This window comes from Streptomyces sp. 796.1 (genome assembly GCF_047525675.1).
GTDB lineage: Bacteria > Actinomycetota > Actinomycetes > Streptomycetales > Streptomycetaceae > Streptomyces.
The window spans coordinates 102,568-118,833 of sequence record NZ_JBLIWA010000022.1; the positions used below are offsets into that span (position 1 = coordinate 102,568).

General features: G+C 73.1%; 15 protein-coding genes and 1 pseudogene. 5 read left to right on the forward strand and 11 right to left on the reverse strand.

The features are described 5' to 3' along the window. The first annotated feature begins 71 nt into the window (after positions 1-71). A complete protein-coding gene (locus tag ACMA1D_RS16955) occupies positions 72-683 on the forward strand; it encodes an HD domain-containing protein (protein WP_414724812.1) in 612 nt (203 codons plus the stop codon). A gap of 187 nt (positions 684-870) precedes the next feature. Here ACMA1D_RS16955 and ACMA1D_RS16960 read toward each other — a convergent pair whose 3' ends face one another. Next, positions 871-1,557 (reverse strand): MerR family transcriptional regulator, encoded by a 687-nt coding sequence (locus tag ACMA1D_RS16960; RefSeq protein WP_414724813.1) that lies wholly within the window; start codon positions 1,555-1,557, stop codon positions 871-873. A gap of 222 nt (positions 1,558-1,779) precedes the next feature. Between ACMA1D_RS16960 and ACMA1D_RS16965 the strand changes: the two genes are divergently transcribed. Beyond that, entirely contained in the window at positions 1,780-3,075 is a 1,296-nt protein-coding gene (locus tag ACMA1D_RS16965; protein ID WP_414724814.1) for a flavin-containing monooxygenase, read from the forward strand. 115 nt (positions 3,076-3,190) lie between these two features. Here ACMA1D_RS16965 and ACMA1D_RS16970 read toward each other — a convergent pair whose 3' ends face one another. From ACMA1D_RS16970 to ACMA1D_RS17005, 8 genes are all read right to left on the reverse strand, one after another. Continuing rightward, positions 3,191-3,769: a hypothetical protein gene (locus ACMA1D_RS16970; RefSeq protein ID WP_414724815.1), complete on the reverse strand. Its 579-nt coding sequence runs from the start codon at positions 3,767-3,769 to the stop codon at positions 3,191-3,193. After that, positions 3,766-4,887 (reverse strand): ROK family glucokinase, encoded by a 1,122-nt coding sequence (locus ACMA1D_RS16975; protein ID WP_414724816.1) that lies wholly within the window; start codon positions 4,885-4,887, stop codon positions 3,766-3,768. The genes ACMA1D_RS16970 and ACMA1D_RS16975 overlap by 4 nt, the downstream gene beginning before the upstream one ends. Positions 4,888-5,301: 414 nt before the next feature. Further along, a complete protein-coding gene (locus tag ACMA1D_RS16980; protein WP_414724828.1) occupies positions 5,302-6,123 on the reverse strand; it encodes an ATP-binding cassette domain-containing protein in 822 nt (273 codons plus the stop codon). Positions 6,124-6,230: 107 nt separating this feature from the next. Further along, positions 6,231-7,235, reverse strand: coding sequence for an ABC transporter permease (locus ACMA1D_RS16985; RefSeq protein WP_414724829.1), 1,005 nt, complete (start codon positions 7,233-7,235; stop codon positions 6,231-6,233). A gap of 92 nt (positions 7,236-7,327) precedes the next feature. Beyond that, on the reverse strand, positions 7,328-8,308 hold the full coding sequence (locus tag ACMA1D_RS16990; RefSeq protein ID WP_414724817.1) for a sugar ABC transporter substrate-binding protein: 981 nt from the start codon (positions 8,306-8,308) through the stop codon (positions 7,328-7,330). 431 nt (positions 8,309-8,739) lie between these two features. After that, positions 8,740-9,459 carry a GntR family transcriptional regulator gene (locus ACMA1D_RS16995; protein WP_414724830.1) on the reverse strand — a complete coding sequence of 240 codons (720 nt, stop codon included), beginning with the start codon at positions 9,457-9,459 and terminating at the stop codon, positions 8,740-8,742. A gap of 390 nt (positions 9,460-9,849) precedes the next feature. Further along, positions 9,850-10,476, reverse strand: a complete 627-nt coding sequence (locus ACMA1D_RS17000; protein ID WP_414724818.1) for a bifunctional 4-hydroxy-2-oxoglutarate aldolase/2-dehydro-3-deoxy-phosphogluconate aldolase — start codon at positions 10,474-10,476, stop codon at positions 9,850-9,852. Between the two features lie 1,446 nt (positions 10,477-11,922). Beyond that, positions 11,923-12,351 (reverse strand): ribonuclease domain-containing protein, encoded by a 429-nt coding sequence (locus ACMA1D_RS17005; protein WP_414724819.1) that lies wholly within the window; start codon positions 12,349-12,351, stop codon positions 11,923-11,925. A gap of 159 nt (positions 12,352-12,510) precedes the next feature. Here ACMA1D_RS17005 and ACMA1D_RS17010 point away from each other — a divergent pair, with 159 nt between their 5' ends. The 3 genes from ACMA1D_RS17010 to ACMA1D_RS17020 all read left to right on the forward strand — a co-directional run bounded on the left by ACMA1D_RS17010 (position 12,511) and on the right by ACMA1D_RS17020 (position 14,539). Continuing rightward, a complete protein-coding gene (locus ACMA1D_RS17010; RefSeq protein ID WP_414724820.1) occupies positions 12,511-13,143 on the forward strand; it encodes a helix-turn-helix domain-containing protein in 633 nt (210 codons plus the stop codon). Beyond that, positions 13,140-13,415, forward strand: coding sequence for a DUF6126 family protein (locus ACMA1D_RS17015; RefSeq protein WP_414724821.1), 276 nt, complete (start codon positions 13,140-13,142; stop codon positions 13,413-13,415). Before ACMA1D_RS17010 ends, ACMA1D_RS17015 begins: the two co-directional genes overlap by 4 nt. Positions 13,416-13,747: 332 nt before the next feature. After that, the gene (locus tag ACMA1D_RS17020) at positions 13,748-14,539 is read left to right on the forward strand and encodes an IclR family transcriptional regulator (RefSeq protein WP_414724822.1); all 792 of its coding nucleotides are present in this window, start codon (positions 13,748-13,750) and stop codon (positions 14,537-14,539) included. A 134-nt stretch (positions 14,540-14,673) separates the two neighbouring features. On the opposite strand, the gene ACMA1D_RS17025 is transcribed toward ACMA1D_RS17020, so the two are convergent. After that, complete coding sequence (locus ACMA1D_RS17025) at positions 14,674-15,015, reverse strand: DUF5955 family protein (RefSeq protein WP_414724823.1); 342 nt, start codon at positions 15,013-15,015, stop codon at positions 14,674-14,676. A 211-nt stretch (positions 15,016-15,226) separates the two neighbouring features. Beyond that, a pseudogene (locus ACMA1D_RS17030) lies at positions 15,227-16,266 on the reverse strand (hypothetical protein); the annotation flags it as partial.

The following is a 16,266-nucleotide window of genomic DNA, read 5'->3' on the forward strand; positions in this document are numbered from 1 at the left end:
ACACCAGGGACGTCCGCAGGTGGTGCGCGTTCGGGCGCGCGCCGCGCGGGGCGCGAACGAGGGGTCGGCACGTGCTGAACGAGATCGCAGGGGTGCGCGCACCCGGGAGTCAGGCCGCGCAGGCGGCGCGGCAGGTCTGTACGGAGTACGCGGACGAGGCGCTGTACCACCACTCCGTGCGGTCGTACTTCTTCGGCGCCGCCTGGGCGCAGGCGCGCGGGCTCGACTTCGACGCCGAGCTGCTGTACGTGGCCGCGCTGCTGCACGACCTGGCGCTCACCGCGCCCTTCGACAGCCACACGGTGGCGTTCGAGGAGGCCGGCGGCGATCTGGCCCGGGTCTTCACGGCCGGCCTCGGCTGGCCGACCGAGCGCCGGAACCGGGCGGCCGAGGTGATCGTGCTGCACATGCGGGACACCGTCGCGCCCGAAGTGGACCCGGAGAGCCGGCTGTTGCAGGTGGGGACCAGTGCGGATGTGACCGGCACCGGGCTTGACGACTTCGACCCGGCCTTCACGCAGGCGCTCGTCGCGGCCTACCCGCGGCTGGGGTTCGGCCCTGCCTTCGTCCAACTGTTCCGGGACCAGGCGGAGCGCAAGCCGCAGTGCGCCGCGGCCGACTTCGTCGCACGGGGCGCGGAGGCGCGGGCCCTGGCTCACCCCCTCGACCTCGACCGCGGCTGAGCCCCGCGGGCGCACCGGTCCACCGGCCCGCGCCGCACGGCTGCCACGCCGCAACGCCCGCCCCGGCGGATGCCCTCCGCTGCGGAAGCGGGCGTTGTGTGCGTGGTGGGCACCGTCTGCGTTGTGGGTGCCGTACGCGTTGCGCGTGTCGCGCACGTGGGGCGCGTCGTACGTGCGGTGGGCCCGGTCAGGGGCGCGCCCTGCGGCGGGCCCGGTACGCGCGTTGCTGGCAGGCGCGGGAGCAGTACCTACGGGGCCGGCCGCGCGCCGCCCGGGCGACGGGGCCCCGGCAGCCGGAGCAGCGGGCCGTACTTTCGTCACGCGCGGCGGCGTCCGCCGCCGTTTCGTCACGCGCCGCCTCCCGCGATCGCGCCACCTCTCGCGCCCGCGGCGCCTCCCCCGACCGCCGCGGGCGCCGCTCACCGCCGCGGATCGCCTCGGCCGCGGCGACGAGGTCCTCCCCACGACCGGGCCCGACGGGGGTGTTCCGGGACAACTCGCCGTCCAGTACGGGGCAGTGCGCCATGTCGTCGGTCTCGCAGCGCAGCAGGTGACGCAGGTAGTCCCGGGCGGCCCGCACCTGCTCGGCCTCCCGCTCCAGCAGGGCGATCTGTTCGCCGACGACCTGCCGCCAGGTGTCGAGCCCGGCCCTTCCCGAGGTGACGACGGCGGCCCGGTCCAGTGGCAACCGCCCCACCACACAGCACAGGTAGGCGACGCCGAGGCGGCGCAGGTCGTGTTCGCCGTAGAGCCGTCTGCCGCCCTGGAGGGCCGGCGGGGTGAGCACGCCCTGCCGTTCCCACCAGCGCACCGTGGAGGGCGCGATGCCGTACAGGGCCGCTGCTTGTCCGATGGGGACTGCGCGAGGGGTCACGCCCCCAGTTGACATCAAGTCGGCTTCACGAGACAAGATCTTACTTAGGTAAGCCTTAGTTGCCGCCGTTCCGGGGGCCGGTCGGGCCCCGCGTGCCCTGCCGTGCCGTGGCGCTGCGTCCCGCGCGGCAGCCCGTACCCGCAAACCCGTACCCGCCGGCAACAGCGCAATCCGAGCGAAGCAGGACGCGCAGCCGCGTTCCTGCGACAGAGAGGTTCGACCGTGGAAGCCACCGAATACGCAGAGACCGTCATCGTCGGCGCCGGCCAACAAGGGTGCGGGGTCGCCGCTTCCTTGCAGGACGTAGGGCATGAATCCCTCGTCCTGGAGCGCGGCGAAATAGGTCAGGCATGGGCCCACGAGCGGTGGGACAGCCTGCTCGTGGGCAGTGGAATACGATCGATTCGCTTTCCCGGCCGGGAATTCACGAGCGACAATCCCGATGCTTCACTCTCCGGTCCCGAATTGGCCCGGCTGTTGCGTGCCTACGCGACCGAGCGCGGGCTCAGGGTGCGCGAACACACCCTCGTCGAGAAGGTCGAGTGCCCGCCGCACGCCGCCGGTGACGACGTGCGGTTCCGTACCCGACTCGGCACGGGAGGGGTCGTCGAGTCCCGCAATCTCGTCGCGGCCGTGGGCGGTTACGCCGCCCCGCGCATCCCCGCGTTAGCCGCCGCGCTCGCCCCTTCCGTGCACCAGCTCCATTCGCGCCACTACCTCAATCCGCATTCCCTGCCCGCGGGTGCCGTGCTCGTGGTGGGTGCGGGAATCAGCGGCCAGCAGATCGCCGACGAACTCGCGGACGCGGGGCGCAGCGTCTTTGTCTCGGTCGGCCGGCACCGCGCGTGGCCGCACCGCTATCGCGGTCGCGGAATCCACGAATGGATCTTCGCCTTCGGCCTTTACGAGGACTTCGTCACGCACAACACCGGCGGCCCTTCCGTGCTGCCCGGGTTGCCGGTGACCGTGGTGACCGGCGGCGGCAGCGATCTGAACCTGGGCACGCTGGCCGAGAAGGGCGTGGTCCTCGTCGGGTCGGTGCGGGCTGCCGACGGCCGCACGCTCACGCTGGCGGACAACGTCCGCAGCACGGTGGAGCAGTCGGCCCGCGCGTTCCGGCAGGTGCTGGACGCCATCGACGCCGGCATCGACCGGCGGGGCTTCGTGGTGCCGGAGCAGCGGCCCGCGCCGCGGGTCCGTACCGACCACGTCGCCGACTTCGGCACCCGCCTCGATCTGGCGCAGCACGGCATCACCAGCGTCATCTGGTGCACCGGGTTCGGGCCTGACTACCGCATCCTGCCGCCCGAGGTGCTCGACGGGCGCGGGGCTCCCCGGCAGGAGAAGGGCCTGCTCGGCGCGGTTCCCGGGCTGTACTACGCGGGGCTGCCGAACGGGGAGTCGCTGGCCTCGGTCGCCATCTCGGCCAATGTCGACAACGGGCGGTTCATCGCCGGCCAGATCCACGCCGACCACGTCATGCGGACCGGATCCGCGGCATCGCTCATCCTGACGTAGCGCACGGCCCCGGCCGCGGCGGGGCGTCGCGGGCGGGGCGCCACGGACGGACCCCGCGGGCTGCGGGCGGGGCACCTTGGGCAGCGCCCCGCGGGCTGCGGGCGGGGCGGCGCGGTCAGGGCTTGACGGTGGAGACCACGTACACCCGCGGCCGGTCCGGGTCGTCGACGTCGACGGTGACGTCGAGCGTGGGCTCGGGGTCCTTCTGGTCGATGGTGCCGCCGGCCCACTTGGTGTCGGCGGCCAGCTTCCAGCCCACGGTGCCCGCGGCCTTGTCGTCGATGGTGATCCGACCGTCGTTCAGCACCTCGCGGGTGGTGCCGAGGCGGCTGAAGAAGCGGTCGAGCCCCTCCGGGGTGGTGGTGAACTGGACGTACATCCGGCTCGTCTGCCACGAGTTCGTCTCGTAGAAGGCCACGTCCTTGGAGTACGAAGGGATGGGCGTGTCGTAGATCCGCCGCTGCACCTTGGTGGGCCAGCCGTCGGTGAGGCCGACGGCCGCCGCGTTCTCCTGCTTGTCCTCGCCGCTGCCCCGGCTCTTCTGCGCCGAGATGGCCAGATAGCCGGCGGGGATCGCGACCAGCAGGAAGATCGCCAGGTTGCGCCGCCAGCCGCGGCGCTGCCCGGGCTTCTCGTTCGGCTCGGGCTGCTGGCCCGTGGACTGGCCCGCCGGCTGGCTCATCGTCTGATTCATCGCCGTCCTGCCTGCGCGTAGCGCTCGTACCGCTCCACCCGGCGCCGGTTGGCGCGCCGGAACCTGCGGGCGACCAGCCGGGCCAGGTCGGCCGCGCCGACCAGTCCCGCCTCGTTGCCCAGTTGGGCCTTGATGATGCGGGCCTCGGGACGATACCCGCGACCGGTGAGGGTGCGCCGGAAGGCGTCCCTTGCGGGGGTGATGAGGAGGTCGTCGGCGGCGCTGACGCCGCCGCCGATGACGAAGCAGGACGGGTCGAGCGCGGCGGCCAGGTTGGCGATGCCGACGCCCAGCCACTGCCCGATGTCCTGGAGCAGCTCCACGCACATGGCGTCGCCGTCCCGGGCGAGCTCGGTGATGATCGGGCCGGTGATCTCGTGGACGTTGCCGCCCACCCGGTCGATGATCCCGTACGCGACGGGCGAGTCCGCAGCCGCCAGCTCCTTGGCCTCGCGGACCAGGGCGTTGCCCGAGCTGTACTGCTCCCAGCAGCCGCGGTTGCCGCACGGGCAGCGGTGCCCGGCCGGCACCACCTGCATATGGCCGAATTCGCCGGCGACCCCGTACTTGCCGCGCTTGACCTGGCCGTCCTCCAGGATCGCGCCGCCGATGCCGGTACCGAGCGTGATCATCACGAGGTGGTCCTCGCCGCGCCCGGCGCCGAACCGCCACTCCGCCCAGGCCGCGGTGTTGGCGTCGTTGTCGACCATGACCGGCACCGCGAGCCGGTCCGCGAGCCGGTCCCGCAGCGGCTCGTCGCGCCAGGCCAGGTGCGGGGCGAACAGCACCCGGGAGCGGTCGGCGTCCACCCAGCCGGCGGCGCCGATGCCGACCGCGTGCACGTCGTGCCGGTCGGACAGGTCCAGGACGAGCTCCACGATGGTGTCCTCGACGACCTTGGGGCTCTTGGACTTGTCCGGGGTCTCGGTGCGCAGCCGCTCCAGGATGTTGCCGTCGGCGTCCACCACACCGGCCGCGACCTTGGTGCCGCCGATGTCGATGCCGACGGTGGGCACCCTGGGCGCGGTCAGGTGCGAGCGGCGCTCGCGGGTGCCGACGGTGCGCAGCACGGTGGCCCGGGCGGAGCCCCGGTGCACTCGCTCGCGGTACAGGCTCATCAGCCGTCCCTCTCGCCGTTGCCGGGGGCGGCGACCGCTCCGCGGGGTGGGTGGGGCCGATCGCGGCGGGTTCGGTCGCTGCGGGTGCGTGCGCGCAAGAGTCGTCGTCCCTGCGGTTTCCTGGGAGGCCAGCGGCCTCGGGCGTGCGGTCGGGCGTGACGGGCGTGGCCCGCCGTGGCGATTGTGCCTCACTCGCGCCACGCGGCGCATGGCGGAGCGGCGCTCATCGGCCGCGTGGGCGGAACGTCCGGATGCCCTGCTTGACCGCCGGGACCCGGCCGCCCAGCCCTCCACGTGGTGGCGCACTCTAGGGGACGCGGCCCGGGCCCGCACTCCCTGACCTGCGGCCGGATCCGTTACCTGATCGAGGCCGACCGCGGGTCAGTCGGTTGTCGGTCGGACCTCAGCCGGCCGTCAGTCGGTCGGCTGCGGCTTGCGGAGGTCGGGGGTGGCGGTGCGGGCCAGTTCGTGGCTCAGCTCCTCCAACTCGCTGCCGCCGGCCATCTGCCGCGTCAGCTCGTCCAGGGTGATCTCCGCCTTGAGGTGGCTGCCCGCCATGGCACCCCGCTTGAGCAGGACGAAACGGTCGCCGACCAGGTACGCGTGGTGCGGGTTGTGGGTGATGAGGACGACGCCGAGGCCGGCGTCCCGGGCCGCGGCCACGTACTTGAGGACCACGCCGGACTGCTTGACGCCGAGCGCCGCGGTTGGCTCGTCGAGCACCAGGACCTTGGCGCCGAAGTAGACGGCCCGCGCGATGGCCACGCACTGGCGCTCGCCGCCGGAGAGGGTGCCGATCGGCTGGTCCACGTCCCGCAGGTCGATGCCCATGCGGCGCAGCTCGGTGCGGGTGGTCTCGCGCATCATCGCCGTGTCGAGCCGGCGCAGCGGGCCGCGCCCCTTGGTGGGCTCGGAGCCGAGGAAGAAGTTCCGCCACACCGGCATCAGCGGCACCACGGCCAGGTCCTGGTAGACGGTGGCGATGCCGCGGTCCAGGGCCTCGCGCGGGGAGCCGAGCCTGGTCGGCTCCCCCTCGATGCGGAAGGTGCCCGCGTCGTGCTGGTGCAGGCCGGAGATGATCTTGATGAGGGTGGACTTGCCCGCGCCGTTGTCGCCGAGCACGCAACTGATCTCGCCGGCGTGCACGGCGAGCGAGACGCCTTCGAGCGCCTTGATGTTGCCGTAGTACTTGCTGACCTCGGTGAGCTCGACCAGCGGGGCGGGGTCGGCGTCCATGCTGGTGGGGACCGTGGCGGCGTGGTCCACGCTGGCACCGGTGGTGGCGCGGTCCGTGCCGGGGCCGGTGGGCCCGGACGCGTCGTCGGGTCGCTGTTGCTGGTCGCTCACTTGCTCGCCTCCGCCCGCTTGCGCACCCACGCGTTGAGCAGGGTGGCCAGCAGGAGCATCGCGCCGAGGAAGAACTTGAACCAGTCGGCGTCCCACTGCGCGTACACGATGCCCTTGTTCGTCATGCCGAAGATCAGGGCGCCCACGGCGGCGCCGATCGCCGAACCGTAGCCGCCGGTCATCAGGCAGCCGCCGATGACGGCCGCGATGATGTACAGCAACTCGTTGCCCACGCCCTCGCCCGACTGCACGGAGTCGAACGAGAACAGCAGGTGCTGCCCGAGCACCCAGGCGCCGAAGCCGGTGCCCATGTACAGGGCGATCTTGGTCCAGCCGACCGGGACGCCGACCGCGCGGGCCGCGTGCGCGTTGCCGCCGGCCGCGAAGATCCAGTTACCGGCCCGGGTCCGCAGCAGAATCCAGGTCGCGAGGACGACGAGGCCGAGCCACCACAGGACGGTGACCTTGAGGTTCACCTCGCCGATCGTGTACTGCGAGGCGAAGACCTTACGGGCCGACTCGAAGCCCTCCATGTCGCCGATGGTCTTGGTGGAGACCTTGCCGCTGATCAGCTTGGTGAAGCCGAGGTTCATGCCGGTGAGCATGAGGAAGGTGGCGAGCGTGATGATGAAACTCGGCAGTCCGGTGCGGACGAGCACGAAGCCGTTGAAGAACCCGATCGCCAGGCTGGTCAGCAGCGACACGCCGACGCCGACCCACACGTTGGCCGTCATCTGGTAGCTGAACATCGACGACATCAGCGCGGAGGTGGTCACCGCGACGCCGGTGGACAGGTCGAACTCGCCGCCGATCATCAGCAGCGCCACCGGGACGGCCATGATGCCGATCGTCGAGGACGCGTAGAGCACCGTGGAGAGGCTGGAGAGCTGGAGGAAGCTGTCGGCGACCAGCGAGAAGAAGACGAAGACCGCGATCGCGCCGACCACCGCACCGAGCTCGGGGCGGCTGGCCAGCCGGCGCAGCGTGGAGCGGTGCAGCAGCCGTTCGTCCGCATCGGGCCGGCTGGGCCGGCCGGTTTTGCCCGGGTCGCCCGAGCGCCCCGCCGAGGGGCCGGAGTGTGCCAGGGAACTGCTCACCGGGTGCCCCGCTCCGCGTACTTCGCCAGCTCGTCCGCCTCGTCCTTGGTGATGATCTGCGGGCCGGTCAGCACCGGCTTGCCGCCACCGAGCACGTCGGCGTTGTACTTGTACAGCCACAGCAGGTCGACGGCCTGGTAGCCCTGGAGGTAGGGCTGCTGGTCGACGGCGAAGCCGAGGTCGCCGGAGGCCAGCCCCGCGGCGACCTGCTTGCTCAGGTCGAAGGTGTCGATCTCGGCGTCGCTGCCGGCCTGCTTCTTGGCCTTGACCGCGGTGTCGGCGAAGGGCGCGCCGAGCGTGAGCACCGCGTCAATGTCGTCGTCGGACTGGAGCTTGGCCTCGATGGCGGAGAGCACGTCGGGCATGTTGGTGCCCTCCACGTACAGGTTCTTCAGCTCGCCCTTGAAGGTCTTGCGGGCGCCGTCGCAGCGCTGCTCGTGGCCGACGTTGCCCTGCTCGTGCAGGACGCACAGGGCCTTCTTCTTGCCCCGCTTGGTCAGCTCGTCGCCGACCGCCTCGCCGGCGATGGTCTCGTCCTGGCCGATGTGGGTCAGGGCCCCGAACTCCTTGGACTCGGCCGATCCGGAGTTCACCGTGATCACCGGGATGCCGGCCTTCACGGCCTTGGCCACGACGGCCTTCATCGCGTCGGGCTTGGCCAGCGTGACGATCAGGCCGTCGACCTTCTGGTCGATGTAGCTCTGCACCTGTTCGCTCTGCTGCTGGCCCTCGTCGCTGTGCGCGTAGAGCAGCTTGATGTTGTCCTTGACGGCCGCCTGCTTGGCACCGCTGCGCACGATGTCCCAGAAGGAGTCGCCGTCGCCCGAGTGGGTGACCATGGCCACGGTCCAGCGCGGTGTGTCGACCGCCGCGCGGCCCTGGGCCGCCTTGGCCGCCCGCTCCTCCGCGCGCTTGCCGCCCGTACTGCTGCATCCTGCAAGGGTCGCGCCGACCACCGCTGCCAGCACGGCGCTCACGGCGCGTACCCCTGTCCGAACCCTTGCCACGAGGACTTGCCCTTCTCCACTGAATGTCACGGTGCGGCCGGGTACCGTTCACCCGCCCCGGCCGCCCAAGTATCCGTCACCGCTGCTCGCCCGGGGTCCAGCGGGTCCCGCGAGCGGCGATTCGCGCGTCTGTGGCGCGGTGCGCCCGCCGTCGTGGCCCGGCGGCCGGGTGCGGCGGCGGGTGCGGGGGCGGGCGGGTGCGCTCCGTGTCGGGACCGCCTTCCCCTCGAAGCCGCGGACAGCGGTTGGAGGAGTTGTAACGGCGCACACCGCACCCCGTCAATGCGCTGCGCGGTCGGAACGCCTCGCCGACGGGGGCTCCGGCAGCCACCGTACGGCCGCGGCGGGGCGGATCGGGCTGCGCCGCACCCGCGGGCGGGACGCGGCTTCCCGCGGCCCCGTCAGGGGCGTACGAGCAGGTGGAACTCGAAGGAGTAGCGGGCGGCCCGGTAGGTGTGGGAGCCGAATTCGACGGCCCGGCCGGTGTCGTCGAAGGTGGTCCGCTCCATGGTCAGCAGCGGCGCGCCGGGGGGCTCGGCAAGTTGCTGGGCCTCGGCCGCGGTGGCCGCGCGGGCCCCGATCGACTGCCGGGCGCTGTGCAGGGTGATGCCGGCGCCGCGCATCAGTCGGTAGAGGCCGGTGGCCTCAAGGGCCGCGCTGTCCAGCGGCAGCAGCCCGCTGGGCAGATGGTTGCGCAGGAGGGCCATGGGCTCGCCGTGTGCGAGGCGCAGCCGCTCCAGGAACACCACGTCCGCCCCTTCGGGCACCCCGAGGGCGGCGGCGATCTCGGCGGTCGCGGGCTGCACGAGGTGCTGTACGACCCGGGTGGCGGGCCGCTGCCCGGCGGCCTCCAGGTCGTCGTAGAGGCTGCTCAGCTCCAGCGGTCGCTTGACCTGGCTGTGGACGACCTGGGTGCCGACGCCGCGGCGGCGCACCAGGAGCCCCTTGTCGACCAGGGACTGGATGGCCTGTCGTACGGTCGGCCGGGAGAGCCCGAGCCGACCGGCGAGGTCGATCTCGTTGCCCAGCAGGCTGCCCGGGGCGAGGTCGCCCTGCTCGATGGCGGCCTCAAGCTGCTGGGCCAACTGGAAGTACAGCGGCACCGGGCTGCCGCGGTCCACGCTCAGCCGCAGGGTCGCCGTGGAACCGGGCGCGCCCGCTGCGTCTCCTTGCTTCGCCACGGGCCGAGCGTATCCACCCGGGCAGGTGACGGGAAGCCGAGAAGTCAGATTGTCCGGACATAGCGAAATGCACCGGCGGGGCACCACGGGCGGCCTCACGGCCGGCCGCTCGCGTCCGGGGCCCGTTCCCGCCCGGGACCCACTCGGGCCTGGGGCCCGCCCCGTACTGGACCGGGCCCGCTCACATCCGAGGCCGGCTCTCGCCGGGAGCCCGCTCGCGTCCGGAGCCCGCTCACGCACGGCCCCCCTCGCACCTGGCCCATCGCCCCTCGCCGGCTCCCGTACGCGCCGCTCCCCCGCGGTCTCCCCGCCGCCCCCTCTCCTCCGGCCCTACTCCCCCGCGTCCGCCAGCCTGGCCAGCAGGTCCGCGACGCGCTTGGCCACGACGTCCCGGTCGCCCTGGGAGAGGACGGAGCCCATGCCGCAGGCGACCGCGCCGGCGGCGATCCACTCCGGGGCGTCCTCCAGCGTCACGCCGCCGGTCGGCAGCACGGGCGCCTGCGGCAGCGCGGCGCGCACGTCCGCCAGCCAGCGCGGGCCGTGCGACCAGGCGGGGAACAGCTTGAGCGCGTCCGCGCCGAGCTCCAGCGCGCGCACCATCTCGGTCGGCGTGCTGACGCCGGGGAAGACCGGCAGCCCGTACCGGTGTCCCATCTCGATGACCTGGGCGTCCAGGCTGGGCGAGACCAGATACCTGGCTCCCGCCTCGACGGCCATCCGGGCCGATGCGGCGTCCAGCACGGTGCCGGCGCCGATGATGGCGTCGGAGCCGACCTCACGGCTCAGGGTGGTGATCGCCTCCAGCGCGAAGGGCGTGGTCAGCGACACCTCCAGGCTGGTGAGGCCGGCCGAGAGCAGCGTGTCGGCCGTCGCCGCGGCCTGGTCATAACTCTCGCTACGGATGATGGCGAAGACCCGCTGTTCGAGCGCGGCCCGGGTGATCTCCCAGCGGTACACGGCAGTTCGCCGCCCTTCTGCACAGAGAAACGGATGGATGGGATAGCAGGTGCGGGGTAACGGAGCGCGGTGTCTTCGAGCGCCGGTACGGGGCGGCGCACGGACGTCGCGGGTGGAGCGGATGGAGCGGGTCGGGCGAGGTGCGCAGGTCAGACGGGTCAGACGGGTCGGGCGGACGGTGTCGGGTGGTGCCGGACGGTGCTGGGAACGGGTACGGCTGTCGCGCACGGTGCCGGGTGGTGCGGGGCACGCGCGCGGGTGGAGCACGGGGGCGGAACACGGGTCGCCGCCGGGGCGCGGACCGCACCGACGGCGGTGTGCCGCTCGGGGAGGTCTCGCATCGTCCTGCGCCGGTCTCGTGTGCCGCTGGCGGGGCCGTGGTGCGCCGGACGGTCCCGGGTACGGTCCCGTCCGCACGGCGATCCGACATGCCCCGCCGATGGGCCAACGTCCGAGGCGCCGTGATCGTTCACGCTCGTCCGCTTCCGTTCCGTACTGCGCCCCGGCGCACGCTCTGGCCGCCTTTGGCTGCTGGTCGGCGCGCCGGCCCGTCCCCCCGGGGGATTACGGGGCGGCGGGGCCGCCGGGTGCGTCAGCGGTGCACGGCGTCGGTCCCCTCCCGCTGGGCGGCACGCGTCCGCCCGCGCACGGCCGGCGTCGACGGCCCTGCCGTGCCCGTCGACGGCTGGACGGCGCGGCCGATCGCCGGGTGGGCCCCGGCGCACGCTATGGGACGACGGCAGTGGGTCGCCCGGTCCGGTGGGACACCGGGCTCGGCCAGGATCAGCAGCTTGACCCCACTACCCGTCACCGCCTCGGGGCCTGAACTCCCCGGGCCATATGTCACCGATGCCGCCTCCTTTACGTCCTTACGCCTCCTCGAACGTGTTTCTACCGAAACGCTATCGGTTGGCACTGACATCCGAGCCCGTGGGGGCGCACTCGGCGCGATTGCAAGCGTCAACGTGCGCCCGGCGCTCAGGAGTACGGAACGGCATGCGGCCGAGGTGCCGGGATGCGCGGCGCCGTGGGGCGAGGACGCCCGGGCGAAACACGGCGGTGCCTGAGCGGGACACGGCGGCGCCGGGCGGGAGACGGCGAGTGCCGGACGGGGCACGGCGGCACGGGGCAGGCGGGCCCGGCGCGGCGAGCCGGCAGGGGCTCGGGGCAGCCGGCGCGGCAGGCTCAGCCGGCACGACAGGCGCGTACGACGCAGCAGGACGGCGCAACGGCACGCGCAGGAACAGCCCCGGGCGGGCCGAGCCGAGGTGCCGCAAGGAGGTCCCCGTCCCGGGCGGAGCGGGCGGGTCCCGGGCCCGGCCCGCAACGCGAGGCCGGCGGCCGGTCACGCGAGGGCAGCGGCCGGGCGGGGGGGGGGGGGGGGGGGGGGGGGGGGGGGGGGGGGGCCCCCCGCAGGTCAGCGGGGGGCCAACGGGGAGAGGAACGTCAGCAGCCGTACTTGACGAGCTTGAACGAGCGGTAGTGGTCGGAGGTGTAGTAGTCCTCCTGGTTGCGCTCGCCGGTCACGATGCGCCGTGCACCGCGGTCGGAGGAGCCGGGGGTCTTCACGGTGTACTCGTGGTAGTAGCCGCGCGACTGCTTGGGCAGCAGGTTCTCGCGGTTCTGGAAGACGGTGCCGTCCTGCGGGTAGGGGAACGGGCCGCCCCGGTCGATCAGCCGGAGGGTGTCGTGCGCCTGCGAGGGCAGCGCGTTGTAGCAGATGCTGCCGACGGCCGCGCGGGAGAGGGTCACGGACGCGGTGGAGGCCGCGTGGTCAACGGTCGGCGTGGCCGCCACGGCCGGGCCGCCGACGAGCAGAGACGTGGCGAGGGCGCCGAGGGCGCCAATGCGCGCGATGCGTGGGGGAATCCTCATGGGACCTAGCATGACGCGCGTAGACCATGACATGTCAACGACAACTCGCTGATGTTTCCCAGGAGTTCACGGGACCCGACCGGGCTCCACCCGCCATCCAGAATTTGCCTCTGGGGCAAAACTTTTGCCTGTGGGGCACGGCCCGGCTATACCGGACACATGACCTCGCTGCCCGAGGAGTCCGCAGCGGAGCTGCCCACGGTCGCGCCCCGCCTGCGCGACCTGCGGCGACACTCCGGACTCACGCTGGAGTCGGCCGCCCAGCGCGCCGGCCTCTCCCCCGCCCACCTCTCACGGCTGGAGACCGGCCGCCGCCAGCCCTCGCTGCCGATGCTGCTCGCACTGGCCCGGACGTACGGCTCCACGGTATCCGACCTGCTCGGCGAGGTACCCGCCGAGCAGGACCCGATCGTGCGGGCCGACCGCATGGAGGCGTCCCCGGCCGGCGGCTGGACGTACTGGCGCGCCGGCGGCTCGGGCCGCGCCATGCAGGCGCTGCGCGTCCACGTACCGCTCGCCGGCGTCCAGGACGACCTGGTGCGGGTGCATCCGGGCGAGGAGTGGCTGTACGTGCTGAGCGGGCGGCTGCGGCTGGCGCTCGGCGAAGCGGTGCACGAGCTCGCCACCGGTGACGCCGCGCACTTCGACTCGATGACCCCGCACCGGATCGCCGCCGCCTCGCCGGGCGGCGCCGACCTGCTGTTCCTGCACACCCTGCTCCAGAGCGGCACGTCCGGGCTGTGCCTGGGCGACCGCGGCCACCGCGTCATCGGAAGGACCGATCCCACATGACCGAGCAGACGCCGCACGCCGACCTCCGCAGCGGCCGGGCCCCGCGCCCCGACGAGCCGCACGCGCCGCACGCGCCCGCCCCGGCCCCCGCCCGCACCCCGGACGTGAGCGACGCCCCGGACGTGAGCGACGTCCCGGCCGCGGCCGGCAAGGCGGTGAACGAGGAGGACCGCGCGCCCTGGGGCCTGACCATCCGGGTCTCGTTCTACCTGGTGGGCGTGCACATCTTCGCGGCCTTCCTGTTCCTCCTCTTCCACCTCGGGGCCAAGTAGCCAGCCGACCGACCGGCCGCCCCCGAGCCGACACCCACCCGGGCCGACCGTCAACTCCCGCACGAGACAACACAGTTGGCGCACGCCTCAGCTCAACTGCAAGCCGTCGACGGCGTACTCGTCGGCCGGCGACGCGGCCCGTGGTGCGGCCCGCGGCACGGCGGTGAACGCGGCTTGGATCATGCCCCGGACAAATCCCCAGCTATCAGCGATCGCAGCATGTGGACGGCTCGGTGCGGGACTTCGCGGGCGGGTAGGCTGCCGAGGGCCGGTCGGTGGGTGGGTCCGCCCCGTACACCGGCCGTCCACCGCCGTCTCGAAAGGATGTCGACGTGCCGTCGTCCGCCCGGTCCAAGACCACCTCCTCCACCAGCTCGGGCGGCGTCCAATCCCTCGAACGCGCCTTTGACCTCCTGGAGCGCATGGCCGACGCCGGGGGCGAGGTCGGGCTCAGCGAGTTGTCCGCGAGCAGCGGACTGCCGCTGCCCACCATCCACCGGCTGATGCGCACCCTGGTCGCCTCCGGATACGTACGCCAGCAGCCCAACCGGCGCTACTCGCTCGGGCCACGGCTGATCCGGCTCGGCGAGAGCGCGTCCCGACTGCTGGGGACCTGGGCGCGGCCGTACCTGACACGGCTGGTGGAGGAGACCGGCGAGACGGCCAACATGGCGCTGCTCGACGGCGACGAGGTGGTGTACGTGGCGCAGGTGCCCTCCCGGCACTCGATGCGGATGTTCACCGAGGTCGGCCGGCGGGTGCTGCCCCATGCGACGGGCGTGGGCAAGGCGCTGCTCGCGCACGCGCCGGAGGACGCGGTCCGGGCCCTGCTCGCGCGGACCGGCATGCCGGCCGCGACCGAGTTGACGCTCACCACGCCCGAGGGGTTCCTCGCGGCCCTGGAGACCGTACGGGCCACCGGGTACGCGGTGGACGACAACGAGCAGGAGATCGGGGTGCGGTGCCTGGCCGTGCCGGTGCCGGACGCGCCGACGGCCGCGGCCATCTCCGTGTCGGGCCCCGCAGGGCGGGTGACGGAGGCCGCCACCGACACCATCGTGCCGCTCCTGAAGGAGGTGGCCCGCGACCTGTCGCAGGCCCTCGCCACCGCCGGGCCCCGCTGAGGACCCGCGGGGCCCAGCAGGGGCTGCCGGGGGCCACGGGGCGCGCCTGCCCAGGCGCGCGGGGCGGTTCGGGCGGCGCACGGGGCGGGTTCGGGCGGCGGGCCGTCAGGGGGATGCGACGGCCCGCCCCGGGTTCAGTGACCCGTCGGACGTTCCTGCTGGTACGGCACCGCGCCGAACTGGTCGATGGCGGCCCTGACCGCGGCCATCGAGGCGCCCAGTGCGCTCACCGAACCCAGCGAACTCGCTATCAGCAACAGCGAACGCCGCAGCACCGGCACCTCGGCGCGGCCCTCGCGGACCATCGCATCCAGCGCCGTGAGCTGTTCGTCCGCGATGGCCCGGTCCGGCAACTCCGCCGGATACGCGGCCAGTTCACACCGCAACCTGGACACCGCACGTCCCAACTCGAACGCCTTCGGGTCCGCTTCGACACCAACGGGCCACCGGTGCCCCACCGCTACCGCGCCCTCCACGACCAAGACGTCGGATGGCCGACCGCACCGCGCTTCATCGCTTGGTAACACTGACCGCCTCCCCATCTCCTGTGTCCGCCCGCGGCCTTCCGCGCCCCACGTACACACGGAAGACGCGGCTCAGTTAACGCCACGCTCCGCACGGTGCGCTATACGCAGGGCGAAAATTGGTCGCCAAAGCCGGCTAAAACGGCCGGCGGAGACGGGTGGGTTAGGACTGGTCTTCGACCTCAAGCGCGTTGCGCCACACCGTGAGGTCGATCTTGATGTAGTCGCTCGGGTCGGACTCGGGCGCGAAGCCGTTGAAGGTGATCAGTCCGATGTGCCCGGAGCCGGTACGGACGCAGATGCGGGCGCCCTTGGGGATGCGGTCGAAGTTGATCGTGGTGGCGAACCGGGTCTCGGTGCGGCAGGTGTCGAGCGAGCCTTCCTGCGCGTTGTTGAGCAGCACCAGCTTGCTGCCGTTCGACTGGGTGCTGAGCGAGCGGTCGCCGAGGCTGTTGGTGTAGACGACGTCGTTCTTGGTGTCGCCGTCGTCCGGCTTGATGGGGTCGGCGGCGAAGAACAGGTGGTAGTCGTCGGGCAGGTTGATGCCGTTGTACTGCACCGGCTTCGGGTCCGGGACCACGGTGGGCGCCGTCGGGCTCGCACTGTCGGAGCCGTCGGACGTCTCGTCCGGCGTGCTGGCCGGCGGCCCGCTGGCCGTGTCCTTGGGCTGGCCGGGCGTTCCGGCGGACTCCTTCTTGCCGTCGCCCTGACCCGACTGGCCCGCCTGGTCCGACTTCTTGTCGTCGTCCTTGAGCAGGACGTACGTGGTGGCCCCGCCCGCGGCGGCGAACACCAGCAGCCCCGCGACGCCCAGCGCCACCAGCTTGCCCCGGCCGCGCCTGCGCGGCGGCGTGCCGTCGCCGCCCGCCGCGGCGCTCGGAGCGCCCGGCGACTGCGTGCCGAAGCCGCCGGCCCCGGTGGCCTGCCCGCCGGGGCCGGCCGTGGCGTAACCGGCCGGGCCGAAGCCGCCCGACTGCTGCCCGGCGGCGGGCGCCTGCGGGTAGCCGTACGCCTGCTGGGCACCGGCCGGCTGGTGCGGATAGCCGTAGGGGTGCGCGGCGGCCTGCGCGTGCGGGACGGGGGTTGCGTGGGGGGCCGACTGCTGTGGCGCAGCGGGCTGGTGGAGGTGCTGGGGCTGGGGCGTCGGGTGGGGCTGCGGGGCGGGGGGCGGCGCCAGTGCCGGGGCGCTCGCGGGTGTGCCGG

What these genes read in the sequence shown, in the direction of transcription:
- ACMA1D_RS16970 (WP_414724815.1), bottom strand. Translation starts at nt 3,769, where the DNA reads ATGAATCAGACGATGAGCCAGCCGGCGGGCCAGTCCACGGGCCAGCAG.
- ACMA1D_RS16975 (WP_414724816.1), bottom strand. Translation starts at nt 4,887, where the DNA reads ATGAGCCTGTACCGCGAGCGAGTGCACCGGGGCTCCGCCCGGGCCACC.
- ACMA1D_RS16980 (WP_414724828.1), bottom strand. Translation starts at nt 6,123, where the DNA reads ATGGACGCCGACCCCGCCCCGCTGGTCGAGCTCACCGAGGTCAGCAAG.
- ACMA1D_RS17005 (WP_414724819.1), bottom strand. Translation starts at nt 12,351, where the DNA reads ATGAGGATTCCCCCACGCATCGCGCGCATTGGCGCCCTCGGCGCCCTC.
- ACMA1D_RS17010 (WP_414724820.1), top strand. Translation starts at nt 12,511, where the DNA reads ATGACCTCGCTGCCCGAGGAGTCCGCAGCGGAGCTGCCCACGGTCGCG.
- ACMA1D_RS17015 (WP_414724821.1), top strand. Translation starts at nt 13,140, where the DNA reads ATGACCGAGCAGACGCCGCACGCCGACCTCCGCAGCGGCCGGGCCCCG.